Origin of the sequence: Corynebacterium sp. MSK032 (assembly GCF_030232065.1) — a bacterium.
In the GTDB taxonomy this organism is placed as follows: Bacteria; Actinomycetota; Actinomycetes; order Mycobacteriales; family Mycobacteriaceae; genus Corynebacterium; species Corynebacterium jeikeium_D.
In genome coordinates this window covers 58643-83152 of the sequence record NZ_JASPJR010000009.1, presented here as the reverse complement: position 1 = coordinate 83152, position 24510 = coordinate 58643, and the positions used below count along the sequence as shown (strand labels likewise).

Annotated in this window: 23 protein-coding genes and 1 tRNA gene; 6 read left to right on the top strand and 18 right to left on the bottom strand. The window is 59.8% G+C overall.

Annotated features, from left to right (window positions below):
• Positions 1–5 precede the first annotated feature (5 nt).
• Positions 6–452, top strand: a complete 447-nt coding sequence (locus tag QP995_RS06680; RefSeq protein ID WP_070827313.1) for a phage terminase small subunit — start codon at positions 6–8, stop codon at positions 450–452.
• A 456-nt stretch (positions 453–908) separates the two neighbouring features.
• On the opposite strand, the gene QP995_RS06675 is transcribed toward QP995_RS06680, so the two are convergent.
• Positions 909–983: transfer RNA gene (locus tag QP995_RS06675), tRNA-Asn, on the bottom strand.
• A 321-nt stretch (positions 984–1304) separates the two neighbouring features.
• Between QP995_RS06675 and QP995_RS06670 the strand changes: the two genes are divergently transcribed.
• Together QP995_RS06670 and QP995_RS06665 are read left to right on the top strand one after the other, a co-directional pair.
• Complete coding sequence (locus QP995_RS06670) at positions 1305–2462, top strand: S-(hydroxymethyl)mycothiol dehydrogenase (protein ID WP_049170748.1); 1158 nt, start codon at positions 1305–1307, stop codon at positions 2460–2462.
• On the top strand, positions 2459–3091 hold the full coding sequence (locus tag QP995_RS06665; protein WP_049192878.1) for an MBL fold metallo-hydrolase: 633 nt from the start codon (positions 2459–2461) through the stop codon (positions 3089–3091). Before QP995_RS06670 ends, QP995_RS06665 begins: the two co-directional genes overlap by 4 nt.
• Positions 3092–3110: 19 nt before the next feature.
• Here the strand turns inward: QP995_RS06665 and dnaG are convergent, their stop codons facing one another.
• A complete protein-coding gene (dnaG, locus tag QP995_RS06660) occupies positions 3111–5042 on the bottom strand; it encodes a DNA primase (RefSeq protein ID WP_080971472.1) in 1932 nt (643 codons plus the stop codon).
• A gap of 120 nt (positions 5043–5162) precedes the next feature.
• Between dnaG and QP995_RS06655 the strand changes: the two genes are divergently transcribed.
• On the top strand, positions 5163–5666 hold the full coding sequence (locus QP995_RS06655; protein WP_070438686.1) for a guanyl-specific ribonuclease: 504 nt from the start codon (positions 5163–5165) through the stop codon (positions 5664–5666).
• 4 nt (positions 5667–5670) lie between these two features.
• Here the strand turns inward: QP995_RS06655 and QP995_RS06650 are convergent, their stop codons facing one another.
• Complete coding sequence (locus QP995_RS06650) at positions 5671–6963, bottom strand: deoxyguanosinetriphosphate triphosphohydrolase (RefSeq protein WP_016423106.1); 1293 nt, start codon at positions 6961–6963, stop codon at positions 5671–5673.
• 28 nt (positions 6964–6991) lie between these two features.
• Between QP995_RS06650 and QP995_RS06645 the strand changes: the two genes are divergently transcribed.
• Positions 6992–9025, top strand: a complete 2034-nt coding sequence (locus QP995_RS06645; protein WP_284853043.1) for a TPM domain-containing protein — start codon at positions 6992–6994, stop codon at positions 9023–9025.
• Between the two features lie 8 nt (positions 9026–9033).
• Here QP995_RS06645 and QP995_RS06640 read toward each other — a convergent pair whose 3' ends face one another.
• Genes QP995_RS06640 through QP995_RS06630 form a run of 3 tightly spaced genes read right to left on the bottom strand, consistent with a single transcriptional unit; the run spans position 9034 to position 11392 of the window.
• A complete protein-coding gene (locus tag QP995_RS06640; protein WP_284853042.1) occupies positions 9034–9450 on the bottom strand; it encodes a hypothetical protein in 417 nt (138 codons plus the stop codon).
• A complete protein-coding gene (locus QP995_RS06635; RefSeq protein ID WP_049170730.1) occupies positions 9438–10007 on the bottom strand; it encodes a hypothetical protein in 570 nt (189 codons plus the stop codon). Before QP995_RS06635 ends, QP995_RS06640 begins: the two co-directional genes overlap by 13 nt.
• Positions 10007–11392, bottom strand: a complete 1386-nt coding sequence (locus tag QP995_RS06630) for a glycine--tRNA ligase (protein ID WP_049189626.1) — start codon at positions 11390–11392, stop codon at positions 10007–10009. Before QP995_RS06630 ends, QP995_RS06635 begins: the two co-directional genes overlap by 1 nt.
• 190 nt (positions 11393–11582) lie before the next feature.
• Here QP995_RS06630 and QP995_RS06625 point away from each other — a divergent pair, with 190 nt between their 5' ends.
• Positions 11583–12077, top strand: a complete 495-nt coding sequence (locus QP995_RS06625) for a Fur family transcriptional regulator (protein ID WP_070607075.1) — start codon at positions 11583–11585, stop codon at positions 12075–12077.
• 37 nt (positions 12078–12114) lie between these two features.
• On the opposite strand, the gene QP995_RS06620 is transcribed toward QP995_RS06625, so the two are convergent.
• The 12 genes from QP995_RS06620 to QP995_RS06565 form a co-directional block, all read right to left on the bottom strand.
• A complete protein-coding gene (locus QP995_RS06620) occupies positions 12115–12882 on the bottom strand; it encodes an isoprenyl transferase (protein ID WP_049170724.1) in 768 nt (255 codons plus the stop codon).
• On the bottom strand, positions 12866–13615 hold the full coding sequence (recO, locus tag QP995_RS06615; RefSeq protein ID WP_016423113.1) for a DNA repair protein RecO: 750 nt from the start codon (positions 13613–13615) through the stop codon (positions 12866–12868). Before recO ends, QP995_RS06620 begins: the two co-directional genes overlap by 17 nt.
• Positions 13616–13619: 4 nt before the next feature.
• The gene (gene era, locus QP995_RS06610; RefSeq protein WP_070607128.1) at positions 13620–14561 is read right to left on the bottom strand and encodes a GTPase Era; all 942 of its coding nucleotides are present in this window, start codon (positions 14559–14561) and stop codon (positions 13620–13622) included.
• Between the two features lie 4 nt (positions 14562–14565).
• Positions 14566–15894 carry a hemolysin family protein gene (locus QP995_RS06605; protein ID WP_016423115.1) on the bottom strand — a complete coding sequence of 443 codons (1329 nt, stop codon included), beginning with the start codon at positions 15892–15894 and terminating at the stop codon, positions 14566–14568.
• The gene (ybeY, locus tag QP995_RS06600) at positions 15891–16424 is read right to left on the bottom strand and encodes an rRNA maturation RNase YbeY (RefSeq protein WP_005511056.1); all 534 of its coding nucleotides are present in this window, start codon (positions 16422–16424) and stop codon (positions 15891–15893) included. The genes QP995_RS06605 and ybeY overlap by 4 nt, the downstream gene beginning before the upstream one ends.
• Positions 16425–16440: 16 nt before the next feature.
• Positions 16441–17469: a PhoH family protein gene (locus QP995_RS06595; RefSeq protein WP_070549896.1), complete on the bottom strand. Its 1029-nt coding sequence runs from the start codon at positions 17467–17469 to the stop codon at positions 16441–16443.
• Between the two features lie 12 nt (positions 17470–17481).
• Positions 17482–18261 carry a 16S rRNA (uracil(1498)-N(3))-methyltransferase gene (locus tag QP995_RS06590; protein WP_070607079.1) on the bottom strand — a complete coding sequence of 260 codons (780 nt, stop codon included), beginning with the start codon at positions 18259–18261 and terminating at the stop codon, positions 17482–17484.
• Between the two features lie 43 nt (positions 18262–18304).
• On the bottom strand, positions 18305–19435 hold the full coding sequence (gene dnaJ, locus QP995_RS06585; RefSeq protein ID WP_049189613.1) for a molecular chaperone DnaJ: 1131 nt from the start codon (positions 19433–19435) through the stop codon (positions 18305–18307).
• A 2-nt stretch (positions 19436–19437) separates the two neighbouring features.
• Entirely contained in the window at positions 19438–20475 is a 1038-nt protein-coding gene (gene hrcA, locus QP995_RS06580) for a heat-inducible transcriptional repressor HrcA (protein WP_016423119.1), read from the bottom strand.
• Between the two features lie 9 nt (positions 20476–20484).
• On the bottom strand, positions 20485–21648 hold the full coding sequence (hemW, locus tag QP995_RS06575; protein WP_070438700.1) for a radical SAM family heme chaperone HemW: 1164 nt from the start codon (positions 21646–21648) through the stop codon (positions 20485–20487).
• A complete protein-coding gene (locus QP995_RS06570) occupies positions 21645–22331 on the bottom strand; it encodes a hypothetical protein (RefSeq protein WP_016423121.1) in 687 nt (228 codons plus the stop codon). The genes hemW and QP995_RS06570 overlap by 4 nt, the downstream gene beginning before the upstream one ends.
• 205 nt (positions 22332–22536) lie before the next feature.
• Entirely contained in the window at positions 22537–24369 is a 1833-nt protein-coding gene (locus tag QP995_RS06565; RefSeq protein ID WP_016423122.1) for an AMP-dependent synthetase/ligase, read from the bottom strand.
• Positions 24370–24510: the final 141 nt, after the last annotated feature.

Sequence of the window (24510 nt, the reverse complement as noted above, 5' to 3'; positions counted from 1 at the left end):
TTCTTATGGGTGGCCGTGGTCGACCTCCTAAGCCAGCTCACTTACGAGCACGACGAAACAAAGACCCTTTTCCAACCCGCGTGATTGAAGCCAATCCAGTTCCCCAGCCCGCGTTACCGGACGCGATGCCAGGTGGTGAGCCGTGGCCGGAAATTACCCTGGAGTGGTGGCGCCGTTGGTCACGCGATCCATTAGCGGCAGGTTTCCGCGCGTCGGACTGGTCGGAACTTATGGACACCGCCGCGATTCACGGAGCGTTCTGGTCTGGTGAGATAAAGCTTGCTGGAGAACTTAGACTTCGCACTGCGAAGTTTGGTTCGACGGCTGAAGACCGTGCCCGTTTGCGTATCCAGTACGCTGCAGCTGACGAAGCGGACGAGAAGCGGGAACGTGCTCGGTATGGCGCAAGTGGCCGGTATGTGGGTTTACGTGCTGTAGATCCAGCTGACTAACTATTGGCCATTTTGGGCGATGCGCTAGAACGCCTTGTAAGCGATTAAGGGGTGTTAGGGTACGTGCTCCTGTCATTTAACCGCTTAGAATCGATTTGCGAACAGGGGTTTTGCGCAGGTCAACGAGGGTAAGCCCCACGAGTGCACGAAGTCCATCCGCTAGGAAAATTTCTCTCAACATCCTGTATTGGATAAAAGTAAAACCTCACTGCCGTGACGCGAGGGAGGTAAGCGTCACCGGTAGCCAGTGAGGTCTTTGCCCAATATTGTTCGGCTAGCAAGAACAACCTTTGAGACATCTTTAGAATAATCGAGCATATGGATTAGAGCACGCCGAGACAGCGTTACACTTTTCCGACTTTCCTAGGGCTTGGATTATTTTCTGTCTGTTTTTTGTCTTCTTCGTCTTCTTAAACGAAAAACCAGGCCAGAGAAAAACCCTCTGACCTGGCTTAATGGCTCCTCCAGCTGGACTCGAACCAGCAACCCTTCGATTAACAGTCGAATGCTCTGCCATTGAGCTATGGAGGAATACTCACCGCCAAGAACCAGCTAACCCATACTTCGGCCACGCCGTTCCTTGCGACGGATAGATACTTTACCCAGACCCCCTGAAACTCACAAATCGCCAGGTCAAAGGTTAATTTAGGCATCTCATACCCATCGGCCATGACATTGTTGTGAGTTCTTGAAACCACACAATCCGTGCAATCCACATGATCCACGCAATCCACACAATCCGTGCAATCCACACAATCCACGCAACCTCACACAGCGCCCACAAAGCTCCTACCAGTACTGAAAACGCTTTCCATCATGCACTTTTCATACCGCGTTCATATGATGGGGCTTATGTCTGAACAAACCAACGGAACCGAAAACACCGAGCAAACCGCACGCGTTGTGCGCGGCGTTATCGCCCGCGAAAAAGGCGCACCTGTAGAACTTACTGATATCCACATCCCGTCCCCGGGCCCGAACGATGTCATTGTCGACATCCAGGCCTGCGGCGTCTGCCATACAGACCTGGCTTACCGCGACGGCGATATCACCGACGAGTACCCGTTCTTCCTCGGCCACGAGGCCGCAGGCGTGGTCTCCGAGATTGGCGAAGAGGTCACGCATGTTGCCGTCGGCGATTTCGTTGTCCTCAATTGGCGCGCCGTCTGTGGCGAGTGCCGCGCCTGCAAGCGCGGTGAGCCACAGTACTGCTTTAGCACTTTCAACGCCTCCAAGCCCATGACGCTTGCCGACGGCACCGTCCTCACCCCAGCACTGGGAATCGGCGCTTTTGCGGATGCCACCCTCGTCCACGAGGGCCAGTGCACCAAGGTCGATTCGGCAGCCGATCCGGCCGTTGCGGGCCTGCTGGGCTGCGGTGTCATGGCCGGCATCGGTGCGGCTATTAACACCGGCGAGGTCAAGCGCGGTGAATCGGTAGCCGTCATCGGCTGCGGTGGCGTTGGTACGGCCGCTATCGCCGGTGCCAAGCTGGCCGGCGCTAGCAAGATTATTGCCATCGACATCTCGGACGAGAAGTTGGATACCGCCCGCGAATTCGGCGCGACCGAGACCATTAACTCTGCGGAGCTGGCTAAGAGCGATAAGGGCACCGGGGAAGAGGATCCCGTCGTTAAGCGAGTGCGTGAGCTGACCGACGGTTTCGGTGCTGACGTCGTGATTGATGCGGTCGGCCGTCCGGAAACTTACAAGCAGGCGTTCTACGCCCGTGACCTGGCTGGACGTGTTGTGCTGGTCGGTGTTCCGGCGCCGACGATGGAGCTGGACATCCCGCTGGCGGATGTGTTTAGCCGCGGTGGTGCGCTGAAGTCGTCCTGGTACGGCGACTGCCTGCCGGAGCGGGACTTCCCGATGCTGGTAGATCTGTCGTTGCAAAACCGCCTGCCGTTGGAGGGCTTCGTAACGGAGCGCATTGGCATTGAGGATGTTGATGAGGCTTTCGAAACTATGAAGGCCGGTAAGGTACTGCGATCGGTGGTGACGCTGTGAACAAGGATTTGAGGGTCGACCACGTTCTCACGTCGGGCACGTTCTCGCTCGACGGTGGCACGTGGGACGTAGACAACAACGTATGGGTGCTCGGCGATGACCGTGAGGTCATTGTCATCGATGCGGCGCATGAGGCGCAGCCGATTATTGATGCGGTGGATGGCCGCAAGGTAAAGGCCATCGTGTGCACCCACGCACACAACGACCACATCACTGTGGCACCTGAGCTGCAGGAAAAGCTCGACGCTCCCCTGCTGGTCCACCCGGGCGACCAGATGCTGTGGGAGCAGTCCTGGCCGAACCTGGCGCACGAGGACCTCGCACACGGTCAGCGCCTGGAGATTGCGGGCATGGAGGTTGTCATTATTAACACTCCGGGCCACTCCCCTGGCTCGTGCTGTCTGTACGTGCCGGAGGCCGCGGAGCTGTTCTCGGGTGACACGCTGTTTTCCGGCGGTCCTGGAGCGACCGGTCGATCCTACTCGGATTTCGACACGATTATTAACTCCATCCGCGACAACCTGCTGACTCTGCCTGCGGAAACGACTGTCCGCACGGGTCATGGCGATCACACGACGATTGGCCGCGAGGCTCCGCACTTGGAAGAGTGGATTCGCCGCGGCTACTAGCCGCCCTACTAGTCGCTAGCTACTCAAACACGACCTTGACCGCCTCTGCTTGCAGTTCGCGGCGGTACTGCTCCATCGCGAGCAGGTCCGCGAACAGCGAGTTGTAGGCGGTTTCGTCATCTGAGGGCCGCATTCGCGAGAGCATCGCCTTCAGCTGTGCAATTTGGTCACCGACCCACACCTCCTGCAACCGCGCCAGAATCGCCTGCGCATACGGGCGCAGCGTCTCTGCATCGACGGCGATTTGCTCCACGCCCAGCTCAGTCACGAGATGCTTGACGACGTCCTCCCGCGCCTGATCCATAATTGCGGTCGCCCAGCTATGTGGCTGTGTGGCCGCCTCCCCACAGGCGCCCCCGGCAGCCATGATGGCGTCGAATACCGCTCGGTATGTCGGATGCCCAAAGGTCTCAGGTGCGAGCGCATCGAATACCGGGCCGGTGGTAGCGGGCTCTTGAATTGCCAGCTTGAGGGCCTCACGCTGCGCATAAAGCACAGGGTCCCGCGGGTTTGGATACGGCAGTGCCGGGTTGCGCCGGCGCCGCGCTTCCTCCGCCTCTTCACGGGCCCGGGCCTCTTCTTGGCGACGCTGGTAGGGAGTGCGCTTTTCATTCTGTGGCCGACTGGCCTCCTCGCGGACGCGCTGCACAAGCTCGGCTTCATCATTCCAGCCAATCCAGCCGGCAACTTCGCGGGCATACTCATCGCGCAGCGCCGCGTCCTTGAGCTGGGCCAGGACAGGCACCACTCGGCGCAGCCCGGAGACCCTGCCATTAGCGGTGGTCAGGTCATAGTCGGCCAGAAGTGTGCGGAGGACAAATTCGATCAATGGCCGTCGTGAAGCAACGAGATCGCGCACTGCGGCCTCGCCCTTCTTCTGGCGCAGATCGCACGGATCCATGCCGTCCGGCGCGACCGCGACGTAGGACTGGCCGGTGAAGTTCTGCTCCCCCTCGAAGGCGCGCATGGCGGCCTTCTGTCCTGCCTCGTCGCCGTCGAAGGTGTAGATGAGTTCGCCGCGGAAGAAGTTGTCGTCGAGCATGAGACGGCGCAGCAGCTGGAGGTGTTCCTCGCCGAAAGCGGTACCGCAGGACGCGACGGCCGTGGTCACGCCTGAGGCGTGCATGGCCATGACGTCAGTGTAGCCCTCCACGATTACAGCCTGATGACCAGTGGCAATGTCCTTCTTTGCCAGATCCAAGCCGAAAAGGACCTTGGACTTCTTGTACAGCATGGTCTCGGGCGTGTTCATGTACTTGCCCAGATTGTCATCGTCGAAAAGCTTGCGGGCACCAAAACCGATGACATCGCCGGACATATTGCGGATCGGCCACATGAGACGACGGTGAAAACGATCGATCGGCCCCATGCGCCCCATCTTGGAAAGACCCGCCTTGTCCAACTCCTCGAAGCTAAAGCCCAGGCGCTGCAGGTGCTTGGTTAGAGTGTCCCAGCCGGCCGGCGAGTAGCCACAGCCGAACTGGGCCGCGTGCTCGGCGGTGAAGCCGCGGTTTTCCAGAAACTCGCGCGCGGGCGCTGCCGCTGGAGTGGAGAACTGTTCGCGGTAGAACTTCTGTGCCTCGCGGTTTGCGGCGATGAGACGCTGGCGAGTTCCCGGTTCCTCGCGACGGCCCGTGCCGCCGCCCTCATAGTTAATGTGGAAGCCAATTTTCTCCGCACAGGCTTCGACAGCCTCCGGGAAAGACAGGTGTTCCATCTCCATGAGGAAGCTGAATACATCACCGCCCTTGCCGGTGGAAAAGCAGTGGTAGTAGCCATGATTGGGGCGTACGTGGAACGACGGCGTGCGCTCGTCTTTAAAAGGCGATAGCCCTTTCAGAGAATCCGCGCCAGCCGGTTTGAGGTTCACGTATTCTGCAACGATCTCCTCAATCGGAGTCCGTTCGCGGATTGCCGCGATGTCGGAGTCCGGAATTCTTCCCCTAGCCATGAAAATAACCTTACCCAACCCGTCCAATCGACTCCGCCGTAGAGGTTTCGCTTGCCGACGAGCCGCCCGCGCTCAACCCAAAAGCGTGCCGGCGGCGACAGATATGGAAAGATACTAGCCATGGCTGAGTGGAAGAAGATTGCGAGCGGTGTAGGCGCTGCCGCCCTGGTGCTGGCTGGTAGTTATTTCGGGCTCGATGGCGGAGACCAGAACTCTACGGCATCCGAGAACTCACAGGGGTCGCAGGATTCCACTGCCTCCAGCGCGAAACCAGGCCCTAAACCTGGCCCCAACTTGGGCAGCAACAAGGCCGGCACAAAGGGTGCCACCTGCGCAGTAGATACCCTGCCGCAGGAGGCCGACGATGTTATCGACCGCATCCTGACCGACCAGGACCACATCTATTCGCAGCACGACGGCAAGCACTTCGGCAACTACGAGGGACGCCTGCCGAAGGAGCGCGGTGACTACTACCGCGAATACACCGTGACCACCCCGGGCAATTCCAGCCGCGGTGCACGCCGCATCGTTGTCGGCGGCGGTTCCGAAAACGATCCGGATGTCTGGTACTACACCGACGACCACTACGAGAGCTTCTGCGAAATTCCTGACGCGGAGGAGTAGACAACTACCCCCACGCCGCAGCCACACCAGCAATCTGGCGATCAAGCCGCTCTACACGCGATTCCGTCATCGACGCTAGCTGATCAACGATAACCCGCAGCCGCGCTTGGTCACTCTCCGCCCGGGAATAGAGCCACTGGAACATCGGATCAAGCGTCCCTGGAGCACCTTCCTGCAGATACTCGGCCACCCGGAAAAGACGATCGCGTTCACGCTCCTGACGGCGAATATGACGCGGAAGATCCATCACATACAGCACGGCGATGGTCTTCAGCATGGTGACCTCCGCCAGAATCGAGCTGGGCACGGCGAGGTCCGCGTCGTAACGCCCGAGCGGAAGCGTCGACCCGGAGGCAGCACGCGTACCCGCGACGGAAGCCGTGACGAAACGGCCGACCAGCTCCGAGGTCATCCGTTTCAGCGCGACCAGCGAGCGCAGCGAACCATCATAGGACGCCGCAGCTGATACCACCGGCAAGCTGGCAAGACGCCCGGCAGCCTCGACGAGCTCCGCTGGATCGCCACCAAATGCGGCAGCGCCCTTGTCAGCGAGCGCGGCCAGTTCCACCGTGTCCCACAGAACACCCAGGTCAACGCGGCCAGAGACGATGCCATCCTCGACATCGTGGACGGAATAGGCGACATCGTCAGACCAGTCCATGATCTGCGCCTCAAGACACTGCTTGCCGTGCGGAACGCCCTGGCGAATCCACTGCAGGATCGCAGCATCTTCCTGGTAGGCCCCGTACTTGTGGCGGAGCTGACCATCGGGACCGATTGGTGTCCACGGGTACTTACAAGCCGCATCGAGCGCCGCCCGAGTGAGATTGAGTCCACAGGGCTCACCTGTACCATCGAGCACCTTCGGCTCGAGGCGAGTGAGAATACGCAGCGTCTGCGCGTTGCCCTCGAACCCGCCGCAACCAGCGGCAATCTCGTTGAGGGCGCGCTCGCCGTTGTGGCCATACGGCGGATGCCCGATGTCATGGGTCAGGCCGGCCAGCTCTGCGAGATCCTCATCTGCACCCAACTCGCTGGCGATTCCACGGGAAATCTGCGCGACCTCCAGCGAGTGAGTCAGGCGCGTGCGCGGAGTATCACCCTCTCCTGGCCCCACGACCTGGGTTTTGTCAGCCAGTCTGCGCAGCGCTGCGGAGTGCAAAACGCGGGCGCGATCTCGCGCAAACGCCGCCCGGTGAGATTCCAAGGACTGCACCCCGGGCAGCAATGACTGCTTCGGAGACTCCTCGACAATACGAGCGAGTTCAAAAGATGAATACGAAAATTTACCGGCCACGTAATTATTGTTACGTATCCTTGTAGATATGTCTGACAGGAATCGCGTGTTTCGCCCCCTTTACCTTGCCGCATCGGGTGCTTTTCTCGGCCTGAGCATGCCGCTAATTACTGCCGCACTACCGGCACAGCCACCGGTTCACGCACCTGCTTCGCTGCTGGCACTCGCACCGTCAGCATCCCTGGCGCACGCCGAGGCACCGGCGGATGTGTCGGGCGAGGTGGCTGATCTCGCAGGTGTGCTGAGCGGCGGCGATGAAGCTCGTCTGAAGGAGCAGATTCAGCAGCTCAAGACAGAGAAGCGACTCCTGTTCTCGGTGTTTTACATCAAGAGCTTCGACGGCATTCAGGGCGAACAGTGGGCGCAGCAGGCCTGGGAGCACCTCGGAGCTGCCGACAACCGCGGTGTCCTGGTCGTCGCCGTGGAAGACCGAAACCTCGGCGCTTTCGTCGGAGACTCCTTCCCCCGCAACGCGGAGGCCATCAACAGAGCAGCTCAAGGGCAGTTGTTAGAGGATGACAACTGGGCAGCTGCGGGTGAAGCTGCCATCGCCGAGGCAGGCGGTGGCAGCGGCTCCGCCGGTGGGTGGGCACTCGGCGCCGGCCTCGGTGGTGCCGCCGTTGTCGGTGGCGCCACCTGGGCCGTGGGCCGCCGCAATAAGAAGAAGCGCGATGAGGAGGAGATCGCTCGTGGCCGCAACATCGACCCCAAGGATGTCTCTTCGCTGGACTCGCTGAGCACCAGCTCACTCGATGTTCTTGCGCACGATGAGATTGTCAGTACCGATGAGTCCATTCGCAAAGCCCGCACCGAGCTCGACCTCGCCCGCGCTGAGTTCGGCACCGAACGCATCCGCAGCTTCGACAACGCACTGAAGCACTCTCAGTCCACGCTCGAGCGTGCGTTTGCACTTCGCCAACAGCTTGACGACGGCTCCGTGTCCGACGAAATCGAGCGCCGCAGTGTCCTGCTGGAGATTATCTCCACCTGTGGTGTTGCGGATGACCAGCTCGACGGCGAGGCCGCAAACTTCCAGAAACTCCGCCAGGAGTTAATGAATGCTGAAGCGACCATTTCAAAGCTCACTCAGCGAAGCGTCGAGCTGCGCTCACGTATGCCGCGTGCCGGCGAAATTCTCGACGGTCTGCGCGCACGTTACGAAGAGCAGATGCTCAGCTCTGTGACCGACAATATCGACATGGCCACGGAGCACCTGAATCAGGCTGACCAGTCAATGACTGAGGCCCGCCGCATCGCGGACCTACCCGCCGGTGAGCAAGGTGGTCTGATTGATGCACTGTCGGCCACCGACTTTGCGCTCACACAGGCAGAGAGTCTTCTGGAGGCCATTGAACACGCCGATAGCGATATTCACGCTGCAGTCGCGGGGCTGGCTTCCCTTATCGCCGAGGTCCGGGGTGAAATCGATGAGGCCTCGCACCTGATGTCGGCACCGCAAGGCGCCAACATCAACCGCGAGCGTCTCAATGCAGCCATCGAAGCAGGCCGCGAAGCACTCGGTGTGGCAGCCAATAAGTCCGAAGTGGATCCACTGAGTTCCTGGACCGCACTGACCGATGCCGATGAGCTGCTCGACGAAGCCCTCGACTCCGCTCGAGATAAGGCCGCGTCGTTCGCCCGCGCTACCGCTACTTTGCAGCACAGCATGCAGGATGCCGACAATCACATTCGCGCCGCGGCTGACTTAATTGCTACCCGCCGCCGTGTGGTTGGCGCTGAGGCTCGCACTCGCCTCGCAGAGGCGCAGCGTGCTTACGGCTCTGCTCAGGGCTTCGCCAACGACGATCCGCGAAAGGCTTTGGCCTACGCACGTCGTGCGCGCAAGCTCGCGGCTGAGGCCGCTGACTTGGCCCGCCGTGACATCCGCCGCTACCAGGATCAGCGCCGCGGTGGCGGCAGCAACGGTTCGATGGTCGCCGGCATGGTGCTAGGCAGCATGCTCAGCAACAACAGCGGCTTTGGTGGCAGTATCGGCGGATTCGGCGGTTTCGGCGGAGGTTCGAGCCGACCAGGCGGCTCCGGCAGCACAATGGGCTTCTAGATTCCCGCCTAAATTCGCATCTGGCGTGGTCCATCCACAGACCACGTCGCCAGAGCGGCGGCAATCAGCCAGTCTTCGAAACTCCCCCGGAAGTCTCCTTTCTGGGCATAGACACCAAATACCCCTCGGCCTAGGCTGTCCTCTCTGACGATTCGGGCGAGCTCATAGCCTGGCCGTTCGATGTCGAAGACCGTGCGAATTCCCCGTCCTTCTCTGTTTAGGACGAAAGAATCCCCCTCATCCGGATTCGTCATCACTAGCGCGTTCGTGCTAAAAAAGCGGGCTTTCACCTGCCAGCCACGCCCTTGTGGCGAGGTGATCCAGAAAGCACGAAAGACCCCGACCTGACAGCTCCAGCCGTCGGACAGGGTCTTTTTGTACTCGTCGTAAACGACGCCGTCTGCAATAGTTGCTACACGATCCACACCCAAATCATATAGGCAATCAGCAAGAGCAAGCAGACAGTGAGAATCCAGGTAGAGGAAACCATGCGGGACTCCAGCACTCGACGAGCACTGTAGACCAGGAAGATCTTCTCCTCTTCCGGCAGCGCACGGCCCTCATCGGTGTCGAACTGCACCTCTGCGTGGCGCACGCCACGGGACGCACCGGTAAACTGGCCCCACTTCTCGCCGGTCTTCGCATTCTCGATGACGTAGTTCGTCGATCCCTCGCACACCAGCTTGCCTTCAGGACGCTCCGGCCCAAAGGTCACTGAAAGCTGCTTGGCTCGCGAAATCTTGTCACGGTCAGCAGCAACGGTCGAGAACACGCGGCCGTCGGGAAGCGTGGCGGAAACACGGTGATTAGCAGAGGCATCAATGACCCACTCCCCTTCCGGGGTGTTGAGGCGATCGCCCTGCTCATCACGGATGTACGTGCCGACTTCGGTGCTTTCCTTCAGAATCGGCCAGGTTTGCTCGGATTTTTCCCGAGAACCGTCGCCGAGACTATAGGATTCCCAAAAAACTTCTTCGGCCATTAGCAGCCCACCAGGCGAGCTGCGAGGTAGCCTTCCAGCTCGTCAATCTTGACGCGCTCCTGCTCCATGGTGTCGCGGTCACGGACGGTCACAGCGTTGTCCTCGAGAGTATCGAAGTCAACGGTGACACAGAACGGAGTACCGATCTCATCCTGGCGACGGTAACGACGGCCGATAGCACCGGAGGTGTCGTAATCGACGGCCCAGTACTGGCGCAGCTTGTCGGCGACAGCCTCAGCAGTCGGAGTCAGGGTGTCCTTCTTCGACAGCGGCAAAACAGCAACCTTAACCGGCGACAGACGCGGGTCCAGCTTCAGCACAGTACGGGTGTCGGTGCCGCCCTTTGCGTTCGGCACCTCTTCCTCGGTGTAGGCATCACACAGGAAGGCCATCAGGGCGCGGGTCAGACCGAAGGACGGCTCAATGACGTACGGAACGTACTTTTCGCCGGTGACCTGGTCGTGGTAACGCAGGTCTTCCTTGGAGTGCTCGATGTGGCAGCCGAGGTCGTAGTCCGTACGGTTGGCGACACCCATCAGCTCGCCCCACTCGTTGCCCTGGAAGTGGAAACGGTACTCGAAGTCGATTGTGCGTGCAGAGTAGTGAGCGCGCTCGTCCTTCGGAACGTCGAACTGACGCATGTTCTCCGGGTTAACGCCCAGGTCAATGAACCAGTTCCAGCAGGCGTCGACCCACTCATCGAACTTCTCTTCCGCCTCGTTCGGTGCGACGAAGTACTCGATCTCCATCTGCTCGAACTCGCGGGTACGGAAGATGAAGTTGCCCGGGGTGATCTCGTTACGGAATGCCTTACCGGTCTGGCCGATACCGAACGGTGGCTTCATACGAGCCGTGGTCATAACGTTCTTGAAGTTTACGAAGATACCCTGAGCGGTCTCCGGGCGCATGTAGTGCAGGCCCTGCTCATTGTCGACCGGGCCGAGGAAGGTCTTCATCAGACCGGAGAACATCTGCGGCTCGGTCCAGTTGCCCGGCTGACCGGTCTCCGGGTCCGGAACGTCTGCCAAACCATTGGCCGGCGGGTGACCGTGCTTGGCCTCGTAGGCCTCCAGCAGGTGGTCGGCGCGGTAACGCTTGTGGGTGTGCAGGGACTCCACCAGCGGGTCGGTAAAGGTAGCGACGTGGCCGGAAGCTTCCCAGACCTGGCGCGGCAGGATAATGGAGGAATCCAGGCCGACGACATCCTTACGACCGGTGACGAAGGTCTTCCACCACTGGCGCTTGATGTTTTCCTTCAGCTCCACACCCAGGGGACCGTAATCCCATGCCGAGCGGGTACCGCCGTAAATTTCACCACACGGGTAAACGAACCCCCTGCGCTTACACAGGTTGGCGACGGTATCGACAACTGACTTAGGTGCCACGGTCTAGACCACTCCTTATAAATGGCTTCGCATCGCACACCACACGCCTTTTCCGGGCACACAATTCAGCCCGTTCCGTGCGGCGAACGACATAATGAAAAGCAAAATGTACTGACCCCAACAGGCCAGTTAAAAGTTCCCCTATACTCTAGCGCATCTTGTCCAACCGATACCGGGTAGTGTCGGTTACATGGCTGGCGAAGATATGCACGAAGTTAGTTCTGGCGAAAACCCACGTGGTACGGGCTCCCCCGCTAGCACCGGAACACAAGCCTCCGCGCGGCCGGCCGCAACCCGCATCGGCCAGCGCAGTACTCGCCAACGCCGCGCCGTCGTGTCGATTATGAGTGAGGCCCCTAATTTTCGCTCCGCTGCTGACATTCATAAGTCGCTGACGGAACGTGGGGACAAGGTCGGCTTGACGACGGTCTATCGGACGCTCCAGTCCCTTGCAGAAATGGACATTGTCGATGTTCTGCACAATGCCTCCGGAGAGGCTCTGTACCGGCTGTGCGGTGACCACCACCATCATCACCTGGTCTGCACCGATTGCGGCAGCACCGTTGAAGTCGCCGGCGGCCCTGTCGAGCAGTGGGCGCACAGCCTTGCGGAGGAGCACGGTTTTAATCTGACCGGGCACACTGCTGAGGTCTTCGGCCTGTGCAGGGACTGCCAGAAGAAGTAGCCCGGGCTCCCTCCCCCCCCCTAAAAAAATATCGGCTCTAGGCCTTGCCGAACCTACGGTCGCGCTTTGCGTACTCCACCACTGCGGCGCGCATGTCATCCCGACCGAAATCCGGGAAAAGCTTGTCTTGATAGACCATCTCCGCATAGGCGGACTGCCAGATCAAGAAGTTGGACGTGCGCTGCTCGCCCGACGGACGCAAGAACAGATCAACATCCGGCATAGTCGGCTCATCCAGGAACTGTGCGAAAGACTTCTCGGTCAAGTCATATTCGCTGAGCTCCCCCGCTGCTGCCTGACGAGCAATCTCTCTAGCAGCATCAACAATTTCAGCGCGACCACCGTAGTTGACGCACATATACAGAGTTAGCGCGTCATTGTCCTTCGTCTGTTCCTCGGCAATCTCAAGTTCCTTAATCACCGAGCGCCACAGTCGCGGACGACGCCCTGCCCAACGCACGCGAACGTTCTTCGAATCCAGCTCATCACGACGTCGACGCAGCACATCGCGATTAAAGCCCATGAGGAATCGGACCTCATCGACCGAACGACGCCAATTCTCAGTGGAAAATGCGTAAGCCGACAGGTGCTTGACGCCCATCTCCAAACAAGCATCGACGCACTCCATCAGCACGGCCTCACCACGCTTGTGCCCCTCGGTGCGTTTGAGCCCACGCTGTTCGGCCCATCTACCATTGCCGTCCATCACGAGCGCGATGTGATTGGGCACGAATTGCTGCGGTACAGGAGGATTCAACACGCTTCCTATTGTGCCCCACCGCTGACGTTTACTGCCAAAAAGCATCCACATGTTCCAGCGCCGGCACCCGGCGGCCCAGGTAGTACTGCAGGTACTTCGCCGTTAGGGTACGCGCCGTCGCCATTCGTCCCTCGAATTCGCTTGACGACGTATCGATGCCCGCCCATTGCTCATGAGCAAGCTGCCACATCAGATGCAGAACCTCGGTCGGCGGAGTATCTGCACCCGGTGGCCTGCAGTTGGTGCACACTGCTCCGCCCAGTGCGGGAGAAAACGCGTGGTGAGGGCCGGCTTTGCCGCAGCCTGCGCATTCAAAGAGGCTTGGCTGCCAACCTGCCTGCGCCATTGCTCGCAGGATGTAGGAGGTCAGCAACAAATCGGGGCGATGGCGACCGGCCGCAACGTCGTCGAGCGATTGGGTGGTGAGATCCCACAATTCGGGAGCCGGCACTTGCTCCTCGCCGACAATGCGTTCGGCGACGTCCAGGACTGCACACGCACAGGTGTAGCGCGCATAGTCGTCGACAAGCGGTGCTGCCCACGTGCGCACGGTATCTGCGCCTGCGATAGTGGACAGTCCTCGGCGTGGGTAGATGTTGACATCCACGTCGACGAATGGTGAGAGGCGGGAGCCGAAGCGGCTCTTCGCGCGGCGCACGCCTTTGGCGACACCGCGGACTAGGCCGTGGTCGCGGGTGAAAAGGACGATGATGCGGTCGGCTTCGCCGAGGTCGTAGCGGCGTACGACCAGCGCACGGTCGCGATACGGCTCGACCAACTTTTTAGAATCCCAACTTGCCCAGCTGCTTCGGGTCCGACTGCCAGTCCTTCAGCACCTTCACGCGCAGGTCAAGGTAAACATTCTGACCGAGCAGCGCAATGAGTTCCTTACGAGCTTTGTGAATGGTGGTGCCCATGCGTCGACCGTCGCGCCCCATGAGGATGGACTTCTGCCCCGAACGCTCGACATAGATAACGGCGTGGACATCCAGGACGCTTTCGCGATCCTGGTTTGGCAGCACCTCATCGATCTGGACTGCCACGGAATGCGGCAACTCATCGCGCAGACCGCCGAGGGCCGCCTCGCGGATGAGCTCTGCCATCCGGGTGTGCAGATCCTCATCGGTGATGTGCCCCTTCGGGTACAGGCGCGGTCCCTCCGGCAACTGGGAAGCCATGACATCAATCAGCGTGTTGATGTTCTCGCCGGACTTCGACGACAGTGGCACCAGCTCGGCATCCGGACCGAGCAACTCCTGCAGCTCGATAAGGCGCTCAATAATGGTGTCGCGCGAGACCTTATCCACCTTGGACACAATGCCCATGATGTTCTTGCAACCTTTGGAGACGTTCTCGTAAATCCAGCGGTCACCGGGGCCAATTTTCTCGTCGGCAGGCACGACCATCGCGACCAAGTCCACATCGGAGTAGGTCTCCTGAACCATGTCATTCAGGCGCTCACCGAGCAGCGTGCGTGGCTTGTGCAGACCTGGCGTATCCACGACAACGATCTGACAGTTCTCGCGGTGGACTACACCTCGGACTGGATGACGCGTGGTTTCCGGCTGGTTAGCGGTAATAGCGATCTTCTCGCCCACCAGGGAATTGGTCAGCGTGGACTTACCGGTATTCGGACGCCCCACAATGGAAACGAACCCAGAGCGAAAGCCCTCCGGCGCACTGTAATCATCAGCATCTCCGCCAAGTCCAGCATTGGCCAGCATGTCATCAAGATTGCCCATCAGTATCTTCTTCCTCGGAGTAAAACTCCGCAGTCGGCTCCACCACCACAGTGCGTACCCGCATACGACCACGACGGTCACGCGAGCCCTCGGCGGTAAACTTCAGTCCTGCATATTCTACGTACGAACCGGGCAGTGGCACACGTCCAAGCTCATATGCCAACAGACCGGAGACCGTATCCACCTCATCGGTGACCTCGTCATCGAAGACGAGTTGGCGCCCGTGGGCTTCGTCGTAAAGCTCTATGAGCTCGCCCAAGCTGAGGCGCGCCTGCACGCGGTAGGAGGCATCCCCCAGTGGTTCGATGGGGGCCTGCTCGGCCTCGTCGTATTCGTCGGCAATCTCACCGACAATCTCCTCGAGGATGTCCTCAATAGAGATAAGACCGGCGACCGATCCGTATTCGTCGATGAGAATGGCGATGTGATTGCGGGTGCGCTGCATTTCATCGAGCAGGTCATCCAGTGGCTTGGAATCGGGCACAAAAACGCAGTCGCGCATGACTTCGGAGACGCGAACACCGCGGCCACCATCAGTACGCGAGTACGTCTGCTGGACAATGTCCTTCAAGTAAATGACGCCGACGATGTCCTCAACGCTCTCGCCAATCACCGGCAGTCGCGAGTGACCCGACTTCACGCATAGGGCCACTGCCTGACCACAGTGCTTATCCGCCTCAATCCACACCATCTCTGGGCGCGGAACCATAACAACGCGTGCCGACGTTTCCGCGAGATCGAACACAGACTGAATCATGCGGCGCTCATCGTGCTCCACAATGCCGCGCTCCTGGGCGATATCGACCATCTCGCGCAACTCGACTTCAGTGGCGAACGGGCCATCGCGGAAGCCACCACCAGGGGTGATGATGTTGCCGAACCAAATCAGCAACTTTTCCAGTGGCCCCAACACCTTGGCCATAAAACTCAGAACGACCGCGGTGGCGAGGGAAATCGAGTACGGATTCTTCCGACCCATCGTGCGGGAAAACACCCCGAGGACCAGGAAGGTGAACAGAGCCAACAACACCACTGCAGCCACAATGGCCCAGCGTTCCGGCTCGAAAAGCTTGAGACAGACCGCCGCCAGCGTCACTGCACCGATTGACTCGCACAGCGTCCGCAAAATCACCAGCACATTGACGTGCCGAGCGCGATTTTCTACGACCTTGAGAAGCGCATTAGCACCCGCGACCTCGTCACGCTGCAGCTCAGCCACGCGTGCACGGGAAATGCCTGCGACCGCAGTTTCGACTGTGTTAAGTCCGCCAGCGCAGATCATCGCCACAACGGCGACAATTATCAAAGTGATCATCGCTCGTTAGAACGTTCCGGGAACGCATTGGGGTTAATCGGTTTTTCGGAAAAACTGACACCACGACGATCGATGTCGTCGTACCAGTCCGCCAACAGACCATTCTGCAGGGAGAACATCTGGCGCTCTTCCTCAGCAGTGACGTGGTCATAGCCCAACAGGTGCAGCACACCATGCACGGTGAGCAGCACCAGCTCGTGGCTCAGAGGGTGGCCTGCGCGCTCAGCCTGGCCCGCAGCGAACTCGGGGCACAACACGATGTCGCCAAGCATGGCAGGTCCTGGGCTGGCAGCATCGGGGCGACCAGAGCCGGGAGTGAGCTCATCCATCGGGAAGCTCATCACATCCGTCGGCCCCGGCAGGTCCAGCCAGCGCACGTGGAGATCTTCAATCGTCTTCAAGTCGACAATGTGAATGCTCAGCTCAGCTGCCGGATGCACGTCCAGGCGGCCCAGCGCATAACGGGCAACGTCGATAAGCGACTCTTCATTGACGCCCTGACCGGACTCGTTGAAAACTTCAATGCTCATGTAATTTCAGCGTCCTTTATCGCTTTGTGGCGGACTGTCGCTTTTGTGGGGACTCGGCGCCCTGTTCAATACCTTCGTTATAGGCATCGTAGTCATCGTAGGCCTCGACAATTGCGGTTACCAGCGGGTTGCGCACCACATCCGCAGCCGCCAGCGCCGGAAAAGCGATTCCCGGCACACTGCGCAGCACCTCACGGGCGACAGCTAGACCGGACTTCTGCCCTCGAGGCAGGTCGACCTGGCTGGCGTCACCGGTGATGACCATCTTCGAACCGAAGCCCAGGCGGGTGAGGAACATTTTCATCTGCGCCGGAGTAGTGTTCTGTGCTTCGTCGAGAATGATGAACGCATTGTTCAAGGTACGACCGCGCATGTACGCCAGCGGTGCGACCTCCACTACCCCAGTTTCCATCAGCTTTGGAATCAGCTCTGGCTCAAGCATTTCGCGCATCGCATCGTGCAATGGGCGCAGGTAGGGGTCAATCTTCTCGTGCAGAGTACCCGGCAGGAAGCCCAGGTTCTCACCCGCCTCCACTGCGGGGCGAGTCAGAATAATGCGTTCTACCTGCTTATTCTTCAGTGCAGCAACCGCCTTGGCCATGGCCAAGAAGGTCTTGCCCGTACCGGCTGGGCCGATACCGAAAACAACGTTATAGCGGTCGATGGCATCGACGTAGTTCTTTTGTCCCTCGGTCTTGGGACGCACGGTCTTGCCACGATGTGTCACGATGCCGCCACCGAGCACCTCGCTGGCGGACTTCTCCCCGCGATCCACAATGCCCACCGCGTGCCGCACCGACTCCGGGGAGAGCTCGTGCCCACGACGGGCCATTGCCTCTAGCTCCTTGAACGCGCGGACAGCCAACGAAACATCCGCCGGAGCACCCTTGATTGTCACAACTCCGCCGCGGACATGAATATCCGCTGCCAGCAGAGATTCCAGCAGACGTAGGTTCTGATCCGCATGACCGACCACAATCGGCGCGAGATTGTCATCGAGCTCGACGACGGCAGTGGTACGAGCAGTTACTGAATACTTTGTCATTATGCGTCTATCCTACTGACCAGGCGTGGGTGCGCCGCCCCAGCGCTTTGTCAACGGGCCCAGTGCGCAAAGAGCAGCAGCTCCCGCGAGGGCGCTGCGGAGAACTGTCGGGCCGAGTACTACCGAGCTAGCACCTGCGGCGCGGAAGGCCTCGAGTTCCCCAGGGCTGACTCCCCCTTCTGGGCCGACGATGAAAAGAACCTTGTCAGCGTTTGCTGCCTGCGCGGCGAAGTCCACGAACGGAGCTGTTTCCTCCTCGTGCAAAACTGCTGCCACACCACCTGCTGACGTGGTTTCCTGGATGAGTTGCTCAATATCGGCGGAGCTATGCAGGTCAGCGACCGGCGGAATCCATGCACGACGAGCCTGCTTGGCTGCCTCGCGCGCAGCCGACTGCCACTTTGCGCGCGCCTTGGTGACCTTTGCTGCACCCTGCCAACGGGCCACACAGTTCACTGCCGCCCACGGGATAATCTCGTCAACCCCAGCCTCGGTCATCAAGTCAACAGCGAGCTCGGCACGATCCGACTTCGGCAACGCCTGCACTACCGTGACGTGCGGCGTTGGACGTGCACGCTTCTCGGCAGCGATTACGCGGACGTGAACCTCGCGCGGGTCAACATGCATAAGCTGTGCCCGCACCACCATGTCCGCGCCATTGGCCAGGAGAATCTCCGAGCCTTCCTTCAACCTGCGAACGCTGATGTGCTTTGCCTCAGGCCCGAGGATCCGAATGATTTCCTCCGGGTGCGGCAGCTCGGCGAAATCACCGAGGAATACGGGCAAACTCATGCGTGCTTCACACTCACTGTGGGGCTATGGGGGGATGGCGTGTTCAACGGCGACGGAAACGGGAGAAGAATCCGTGTCGCTCGCTGGAATTAGCCACCTTGGCATCATCATCGCGGTGGTCGCGGAGCTTCTCCAACAGTTCACGGGACTTGCGGTCCAGCTTCGTCGGCACCGTGACATCGACGTGGGCAACCACGTCACCGTTGCCCTCGCCGCGCAGATGCGGCATGCCCTTGCCCGACAGACGAATCTGCTCTGCCGGCTGGGTGCCCGAATCAACCTTGATGGTCATTGGCTCGCCGAGCAGGTCGTCGACCTCAAACTCGGTGCCAAGTGCAGCATCGGCCATTGGAACCTGAACGTTAAAGTGCAGGTCATCACCCTCGCGCTCGAATACCGGGTGTGGGTCCATGGCAACTTCCACGTAGAGATCACCCGCCGGGCCACCGCCCGGACCGACCTCGCCCTGACCGGCCATACGAATACGCATCCCATCAGAGATACCTGCTGGGACATTCACGGTCAGGTCACGGCGAGCGCGCACGCGACCGTCACCGCCACAGTTGTTACACGGATCGGGGATGATCTCGCCGGTGCCCTCACAAGTCGGGCACGGCCGCGAGGTCATCACATTGCCCAGGAAGGAACGCTGGACCTGCTGAATCTCGCCAGTGCCATCACAGCTGGTACACATCTTCGGCTTGGATTTGGACTTCGAGCCAGTTCCCTCGCACTGCTCACACAGCACCGCGGTGTCCACCGTGATGGGCTTGCGGACACCGGTGAATGCCTCATCGAGGCCCAGCGAAATACGCAGCAGCGCATCTGCACCTGGCTGTACACGCGAGCGGCGCTGGCGGGTACCGCCCGCACCGCCGAAGAATGCTTCGAAGATATCGCCGACTCCGCCGCCGCCGAAACCGCCGAAGCCACCGCCTGGCATACCGCCCTGCGGATTGAGAGGATCTCCTCCCATATCCACAATCCGGCGCTTTTCAGGATCCAGCAGGACCTCGTTCGCCTCAGATGCCTCACGGAACTTCTCCGCAGCTTCTTCATCACCCGGATTACGGTCTGGGTGGTACTTGAGCGCCAGCTTTCGGTACGCCTTCTTAATCTCAGCGTCCGTAGCGTCCTTCTCCACTCCGAGGATGCCGTAATAGTCGCGTGCCAACTTTAGCTACTTCCTTTCAATACCCGGCCAACGTACTGTGCAACAGCAGCAACCGAGGAAATTGTTCCCGGATAATCCATAAATGTGGGGCCAACTACGCCCATGCCACCCAAAATTTCGGTGCCGGTGCCATAGCCAGTTGAAACAACTGAGGTAGCGCGCAGCTCCTCGTCCTCGTTTTCCTCACCGATGGAAACGCGAACGTGGTGCAAATCCTGCGCGGCCGACAGCAGTTTCAGCACGACCACCTGTTCTTCGAGAGCTTCAAGAACCATGGGCAACGTAGAAGGTAAGCGACCGGCCATATTACCACGGGTCAAATTCGATGCCCCGGCCAGGATGAGTCTGTCATTCGGCTTCTCAATCAACGACTCCACCAGCACCGTCGAGCAGCGAATAAGCACATCCCGCAAATCACGCGGGGCGTTAGCCGCAAGATCGGAGATCGCAATCGACGCGTCGGCAAGCGTGTGCCCCGACATTGCGCGGTTGAAATGCTCACGCAAGAGCGGCACGAGATCGGGATCCATCGGTGCTGGCAGCTCAACATTGCGCTGCTCCACGCGCCCGGTGTCAGTGATGACTACCAGCAACAATCGCGCGTCGGCGAGCTGTACGACCTCGCAGTGCCGGACGCGGGAGACCTCCAGCGTCGGCACCTGCACCACTGCGACCTGACGAGTTAGCTGGGCCAGCAGCTGCACACTGCGGCGCAGCACGTCCTCCAGATCGACGCCGCCTTCGAGGAACTCGAGGATAGCTCGGCGCTCGGCCCGGGACAGCGGCTTAATCTGCGAAAGATTGTCCACAAAAAGGCGGTAGCCCTTCTCAGTCGGGATACGCCCGGACGATGCATGTTCCTGCTGGATATAACCTTCAGCCTCCAGCACCGCCATGTCATTTCTAATGGTCGCCGAGGACACACCCAGATTGTGGCGCTCCACCAGAGCCTTCGAGCCAACGGGCTCCTGGGAAGCTACGTAATCCGAGACAATTGCCCGAAGAACTTCCTGCCTGCGCTTATCCGTCTGAGATGACATGCGGATAGTTTAACTAAGGATGTCAACAATTATTGCGTCGGCCAGCAAACGACCGCGATTGGTCAGCTGAATCCGCTGGCCGCCATCGACGGAAACAAACTCCACCATGCCCGCTTCCGCTTGCCGACGTGCCTTACCCAGCTCATTCTCACCGAGCAGATTGGCATCGATGCCCTCGGCCAGACGGAGGCCCAGCATAATCTTCTCAGTGTGCCGATCCTCGGCCGTAAGCCTTTCTGAATCCTTAATCGGCAACTCTCCGCCGGAAATGGTCGCCGCGTAGCGAGCCGGATGCTTGACGTTGTAAAACCTCGTGCCATCCAGGTGCGAATGTGCACCGGGGCCCGCACCCCACCAATTTCCATCGCGCCAGTAGAGCATATTGTGGCGACACTGGCCGCCCGGCTTCGCCCAGTTGGACACCTCGTACCAGGAGAAACCGGCTTGACTCAGTGCGGCATCGATGCGCTCGTAGCGGTCGGCGAGATCGTCGTCGTCAGGCATGGGCAGTTCACCGCGACGCACCTTTCGCGCCATCGCAGTACCCGGTTCGACGATCAGCGAGTACGCCGAAACATGGTCGACATCGGTGGCCAGTACCGCCTCCAGCGTCGTATCGAGGTCCGACATCGACTCCCCTGGCGTGCCATAAATAACGTCGAGGTTGATGTGCTCAAAACCGGCAGCGCGTGCCTCCGCCACTGCCGCCGCGGGACGCCCCGGCGTGTGCGTACGATCCAGAGTGGTAAGCACATGCGGCACGGCCGACTGCATGCCCAAGCTCACACGGGTAAACCCTGCCTCGGCCAGGCCTTCGAAAAACTCCGGGGAGGTCGACTCGGGATTCGACTCGGTGGTGACCTCGGCATCGTCGGCAAGCCCAAAGCTGTTGCGCACACCGTCGAGCAGACGACGAAGACCACTCGCCCCCAACATCGACGGCGTACCACCGCCGATAAACACGGTATCGGCGCCACGCGCGAGTTCGGGGTGCTTTACGACGGCCATCCCAAGCTCGGCCACGATGGCATCGAGGTAATCTCCCTGCGTTGCACCACTGCCCAGCTGACCTGGCGTATAGGTGTTGAAGTCACAGTAGCCACAACGGGTGGCGCAGAAAGGGACGTGTAAGTAGACACCGAAGGAATCGGTGTGTGCGGAGGCTTCGCTCACGCATGCTCCTTGGCTCGACGTTGCTTGACGCGGCGGACAATTTCATCGATGCGGGCACGTTCCATCAGGAACTCTGGAGGCCTACGGCCGCGCAGCGCATTGGCAACTGCCGGATGAGTCTCGGGAACAGCAACACACCAAGCGGCGGCAGCGGACAGTGCTCGGCGGCCAGACTGTGCGTAAAGCTGCGGAAGCACCACACTACCGAGCTTTTCCACGCCTCGGATGTTTTCGGCGGAAACCCAGTCGGCGAGTTCCTCCAGGTAGGAGGCCACGGCATCGGAGCGAGCAATCATTGCCTGCGTGACCGTAGGGACTGCAACCGGATGCTTCAATGGCGCCGGGATGAGCGACAGCGACTGCACATCCGGTGACTTCGGTGCCGGATGCGGGTGTCGACGCGGTGTCGAAGCGGAGGAAAGAGTACCGATGCGCCCCGAGCGAATGCCGGAGGTAAACGCTTGGCGTAGGCCATCAAGCTCACCAATCAGAGGGCGGCAGTCCTCAACGGCCTCGTCGACGATGTCAGCGAGCTCGAGGACACATTCGTCCACCAGCTCACGATCTACATCAGCAACCGCCTGAGCGAGGTGCTCGATGTGTTCGGCAACTTCGTCACCAATGTCGTAGAGCTCTTGGGTCACTTCGCGCAGGCGTAGCCGAGCATCGAAGTGGTTAATCATTGCCCGCCCTCCCACGACATCTTCGGTGTCGGTGACATCATTGCAGTTTTCTGCTTTCGAATACCGACGAATGTTGACGATTGCCGACTTTCGAAAACTGAAAACTCCTTAAAAATTTCTAGCGCCCCTCACCTTAATGGGGTGAGGGGCGCTAGCGCGGTAACAACACGCTGCCGTTTTCTATCGACAGCGGGCAGACCGTGAATTAACGCTGGTAGAGAGCCTCAATGTCACGCGAGTAGTTGTCCATGACAATGTTGCGCTTGACCTTCATGGTCGGGGTCAGCTCACCGCTTTCCTCGGTGAAGTCACTGTCCAGAATATGGAACTTCTTAATAGCCTCTGCGTGAGAAACCAGCTCGTTAGCGGAGTTGACGGCGTCCTGAATCTCGGCGCGCAAAACTGCGCTGGAGGCAGCGAGTTCACGGATCGAGGTGTGCTCGGGGACGGAGTGCTCAATCTTCCACTTCTCCAGTGCCTCCTCATCGAGAGTGACCAACACGGAGACGAACGGACGACCATCGCCGATGACGACTGCCTGGGACACCAGCGGGTGCGCACGCATGCGGTCTTCCATCGGACCCGGCGCGACATTCTTACCACCTGCGGTGACAATGAGGTCCTTCTTGCGGCCGGTGATCTTCAGGTGGCCTTCTTCGGTCAGCTCACCGAGGTCACCAGTCTTAAACCATTCGCCGTCGATGAAGGCTTCCTTGGTTGCCTCTTCGTTCTTCCAGTAGCGGTCGAACACAACCGGACCACGGAGCAGAACTTCGCCGTCATCAGCGATAGCGGCGGAGCAACCACCGACCGGACGACCAACGGTACCAATAATCTGCTCGCTCGGGTTGTTCACGGTGACGGCAGCCGTGGACTCAGTCAGACCGTAGCCTTCGTAGACAGGCACACCGAGACCACGGAAGAAGTGCCCGAGGTCAGAGGACAGAGCCGAACCACCGGAAATGGTGTACTGCACGGCCTCACCCATAGCTGCGCGAATTTTCGAGAACAGCAGGCGATCGTAGAGCTGGCGACGCAGCTTCAAGACACGCGACGGACCTGCCGGAGTATCCAGTGCCTTGGAGTACTCGATGGCGGTGGCCTCAGCACGCTCGAACATGGCCAGGCCGAATGCGCCCTTCTCCTTAGCGGAGGCGTAGGCGGAGTCACGAACCTTCTCGAACACGCGCGGCACACCGAGAATCATGTGCGGACGGGAACGCTGGAACTCCAGGGTGACGGTCTTGGTATCAGCCCAGTGAGACTGGGTAGCACCGGAAATCATCGAAGCCAGGGACACTGCGTGAGCCAACACGTGCGCCAACGGCAGGAAGGTCAGAATGCGGTTCCCCGGACGGGCAATCAGGCCAATCTCGTTGGTGAGGATGGCGCGGGCCTCCGCCAGCCAGTTGCTGTGCAGGAGCACGCAGCCCTTCGGACGACCAGTGGTACCGGAGGTGTAAATCACGGTTGCCAGGTCGTCGGCCTTGGTGTCCTTGATGCGGCGCTCGACCTCGTCGCCGTCAATGTCACGGCCTTCGTAGCTAATGGTGTCAGTAGCGGAAGCGTTAATCTCCAGTACACGACGCAGCTGAGACTCGCCCTCCGGGTTCTCGGTGCCCTTTTCGACCAGCAGAGGCTTCATGCGGTCGGTGTGCTCACGCGACTCGGTAAATGCGAAAACAGCACCGGAGTTTTCAATAATCCAACGAATCTGGCCAGACGAAGAAGAGCCGTAAATCGGGACAACAGCAGCGCCTGCCATCCAGATAGCGGTATTGATCAGGTTCCACTCGTAGCGAGTCTCACTGAGCAGCGCTACGCGGTCGCCCGGCTGAACACCGTTGGCAATTAGCCCCTTAGCGACGCCCTTTGCCTCGTCATAGAACTCCTGAGCAGTGACATTTACCCACTCAAAGTTCTTGGGGCGAGTGAAAAGCACCAGCTTCGGGCGCTTCTGCACCAGCTCCTGCAGCGAGGTAATAATCGTTTCGTCCTCGCCGATGACGTATTTCGCCTCGGTAGTATATTCACGCATCGAGTTACAAACCCCTACTTTCGGTAGTTCTGTCCGTCGTTGGTTTCGTTAGGAATCAACTTAGAACATCAAACCCTGCGCCGTTGTGATTTCAGTAAATATTTCGATAACGAAGTGATTTGCCTTACTGCTGGCAAAGTT

Coding starts and splice junctions, on each gene's coding strand:
- QP995_RS06590 (WP_070607079.1), bottom strand. CDS start 18,261: ATGAGTTTGCCCGTATTCCTCGGTGATTTCGCCGAGCTGCCGCACCCG.
- hrcA (WP_016423119.1), bottom strand. CDS start 20,475: ATGTCATCTCAGACGGATAAGCGCAGGCAGGAAGTTCTTCGGGCAATT.
- QP995_RS06605 (WP_016423115.1), bottom strand. CDS start 15,894: ATGATCACTTTGATAATTGTCGCCGTTGTGGCGATGATCTGCGCTGGC.
- ybeY (WP_005511056.1), bottom strand. CDS start 16,424: ATGAGCATTGAAGTTTTCAACGAGTCCGGTCAGGGCGTCAATGAAGAG.
- QP995_RS06625 (WP_070607075.1), top strand. CDS start 11,583: ATGGCTGGCGAAGATATGCACGAAGTTAGTTCTGGCGAAAACCCACGT.
- QP995_RS06680 (WP_070827313.1), top strand. CDS start 6: ATGGGTGGCCGTGGTCGACCTCCTAAGCCAGCTCACTTACGAGCACGA.
- QP995_RS06645 (WP_284853043.1), top strand. CDS start 6,992: ATGTCTGACAGGAATCGCGTGTTTCGCCCCCTTTACCTTGCCGCATCG.
- QP995_RS06670 (WP_049170748.1), top strand. CDS start 1,305: ATGTCTGAACAAACCAACGGAACCGAAAACACCGAGCAAACCGCACGC.
- QP995_RS06565 (WP_016423122.1), bottom strand. CDS start 24,369: ATGCGTGAATATACTACCGAGGCGAAATACGTCATCGGCGAGGACGAA.
- QP995_RS06655 (WP_070438686.1), top strand. CDS start 5,163: ATGGCTGAGTGGAAGAAGATTGCGAGCGGTGTAGGCGCTGCCGCCCTG.
- QP995_RS06595 (WP_070549896.1), bottom strand. CDS start 17,469: ATGACAAAGTATTCAGTAACTGCTCGTACCACTGCCGTCGTCGAGCTC.
- QP995_RS06635 (WP_049170730.1), bottom strand. CDS start 10,007: ATGGCCGAAGAAGTTTTTTGGGAATCCTATAGTCTCGGCGACGGTTCT.
- dnaG (WP_080971472.1), bottom strand. CDS start 5,042: ATGGCTAGGGGAAGAATTCCGGACTCCGACATCGCGGCAATCCGCGAA.
- QP995_RS06570 (WP_016423121.1), bottom strand. CDS start 22,331: ATGATTAACCACTTCGATGCTCGGCTACGCCTGCGCGAAGTGACCCAA.
- era (WP_070607128.1), bottom strand. CDS start 14,561: ATGCTGGCCAATGCTGGACTTGGCGGAGATGCTGATGATTACAGTGCG.
- QP995_RS06620 (WP_049170724.1), bottom strand. CDS start 12,882: ATGCTTTTTGGCAGTAAACGTCAGCGGTGGGGCACAATAGGAAGCGTG.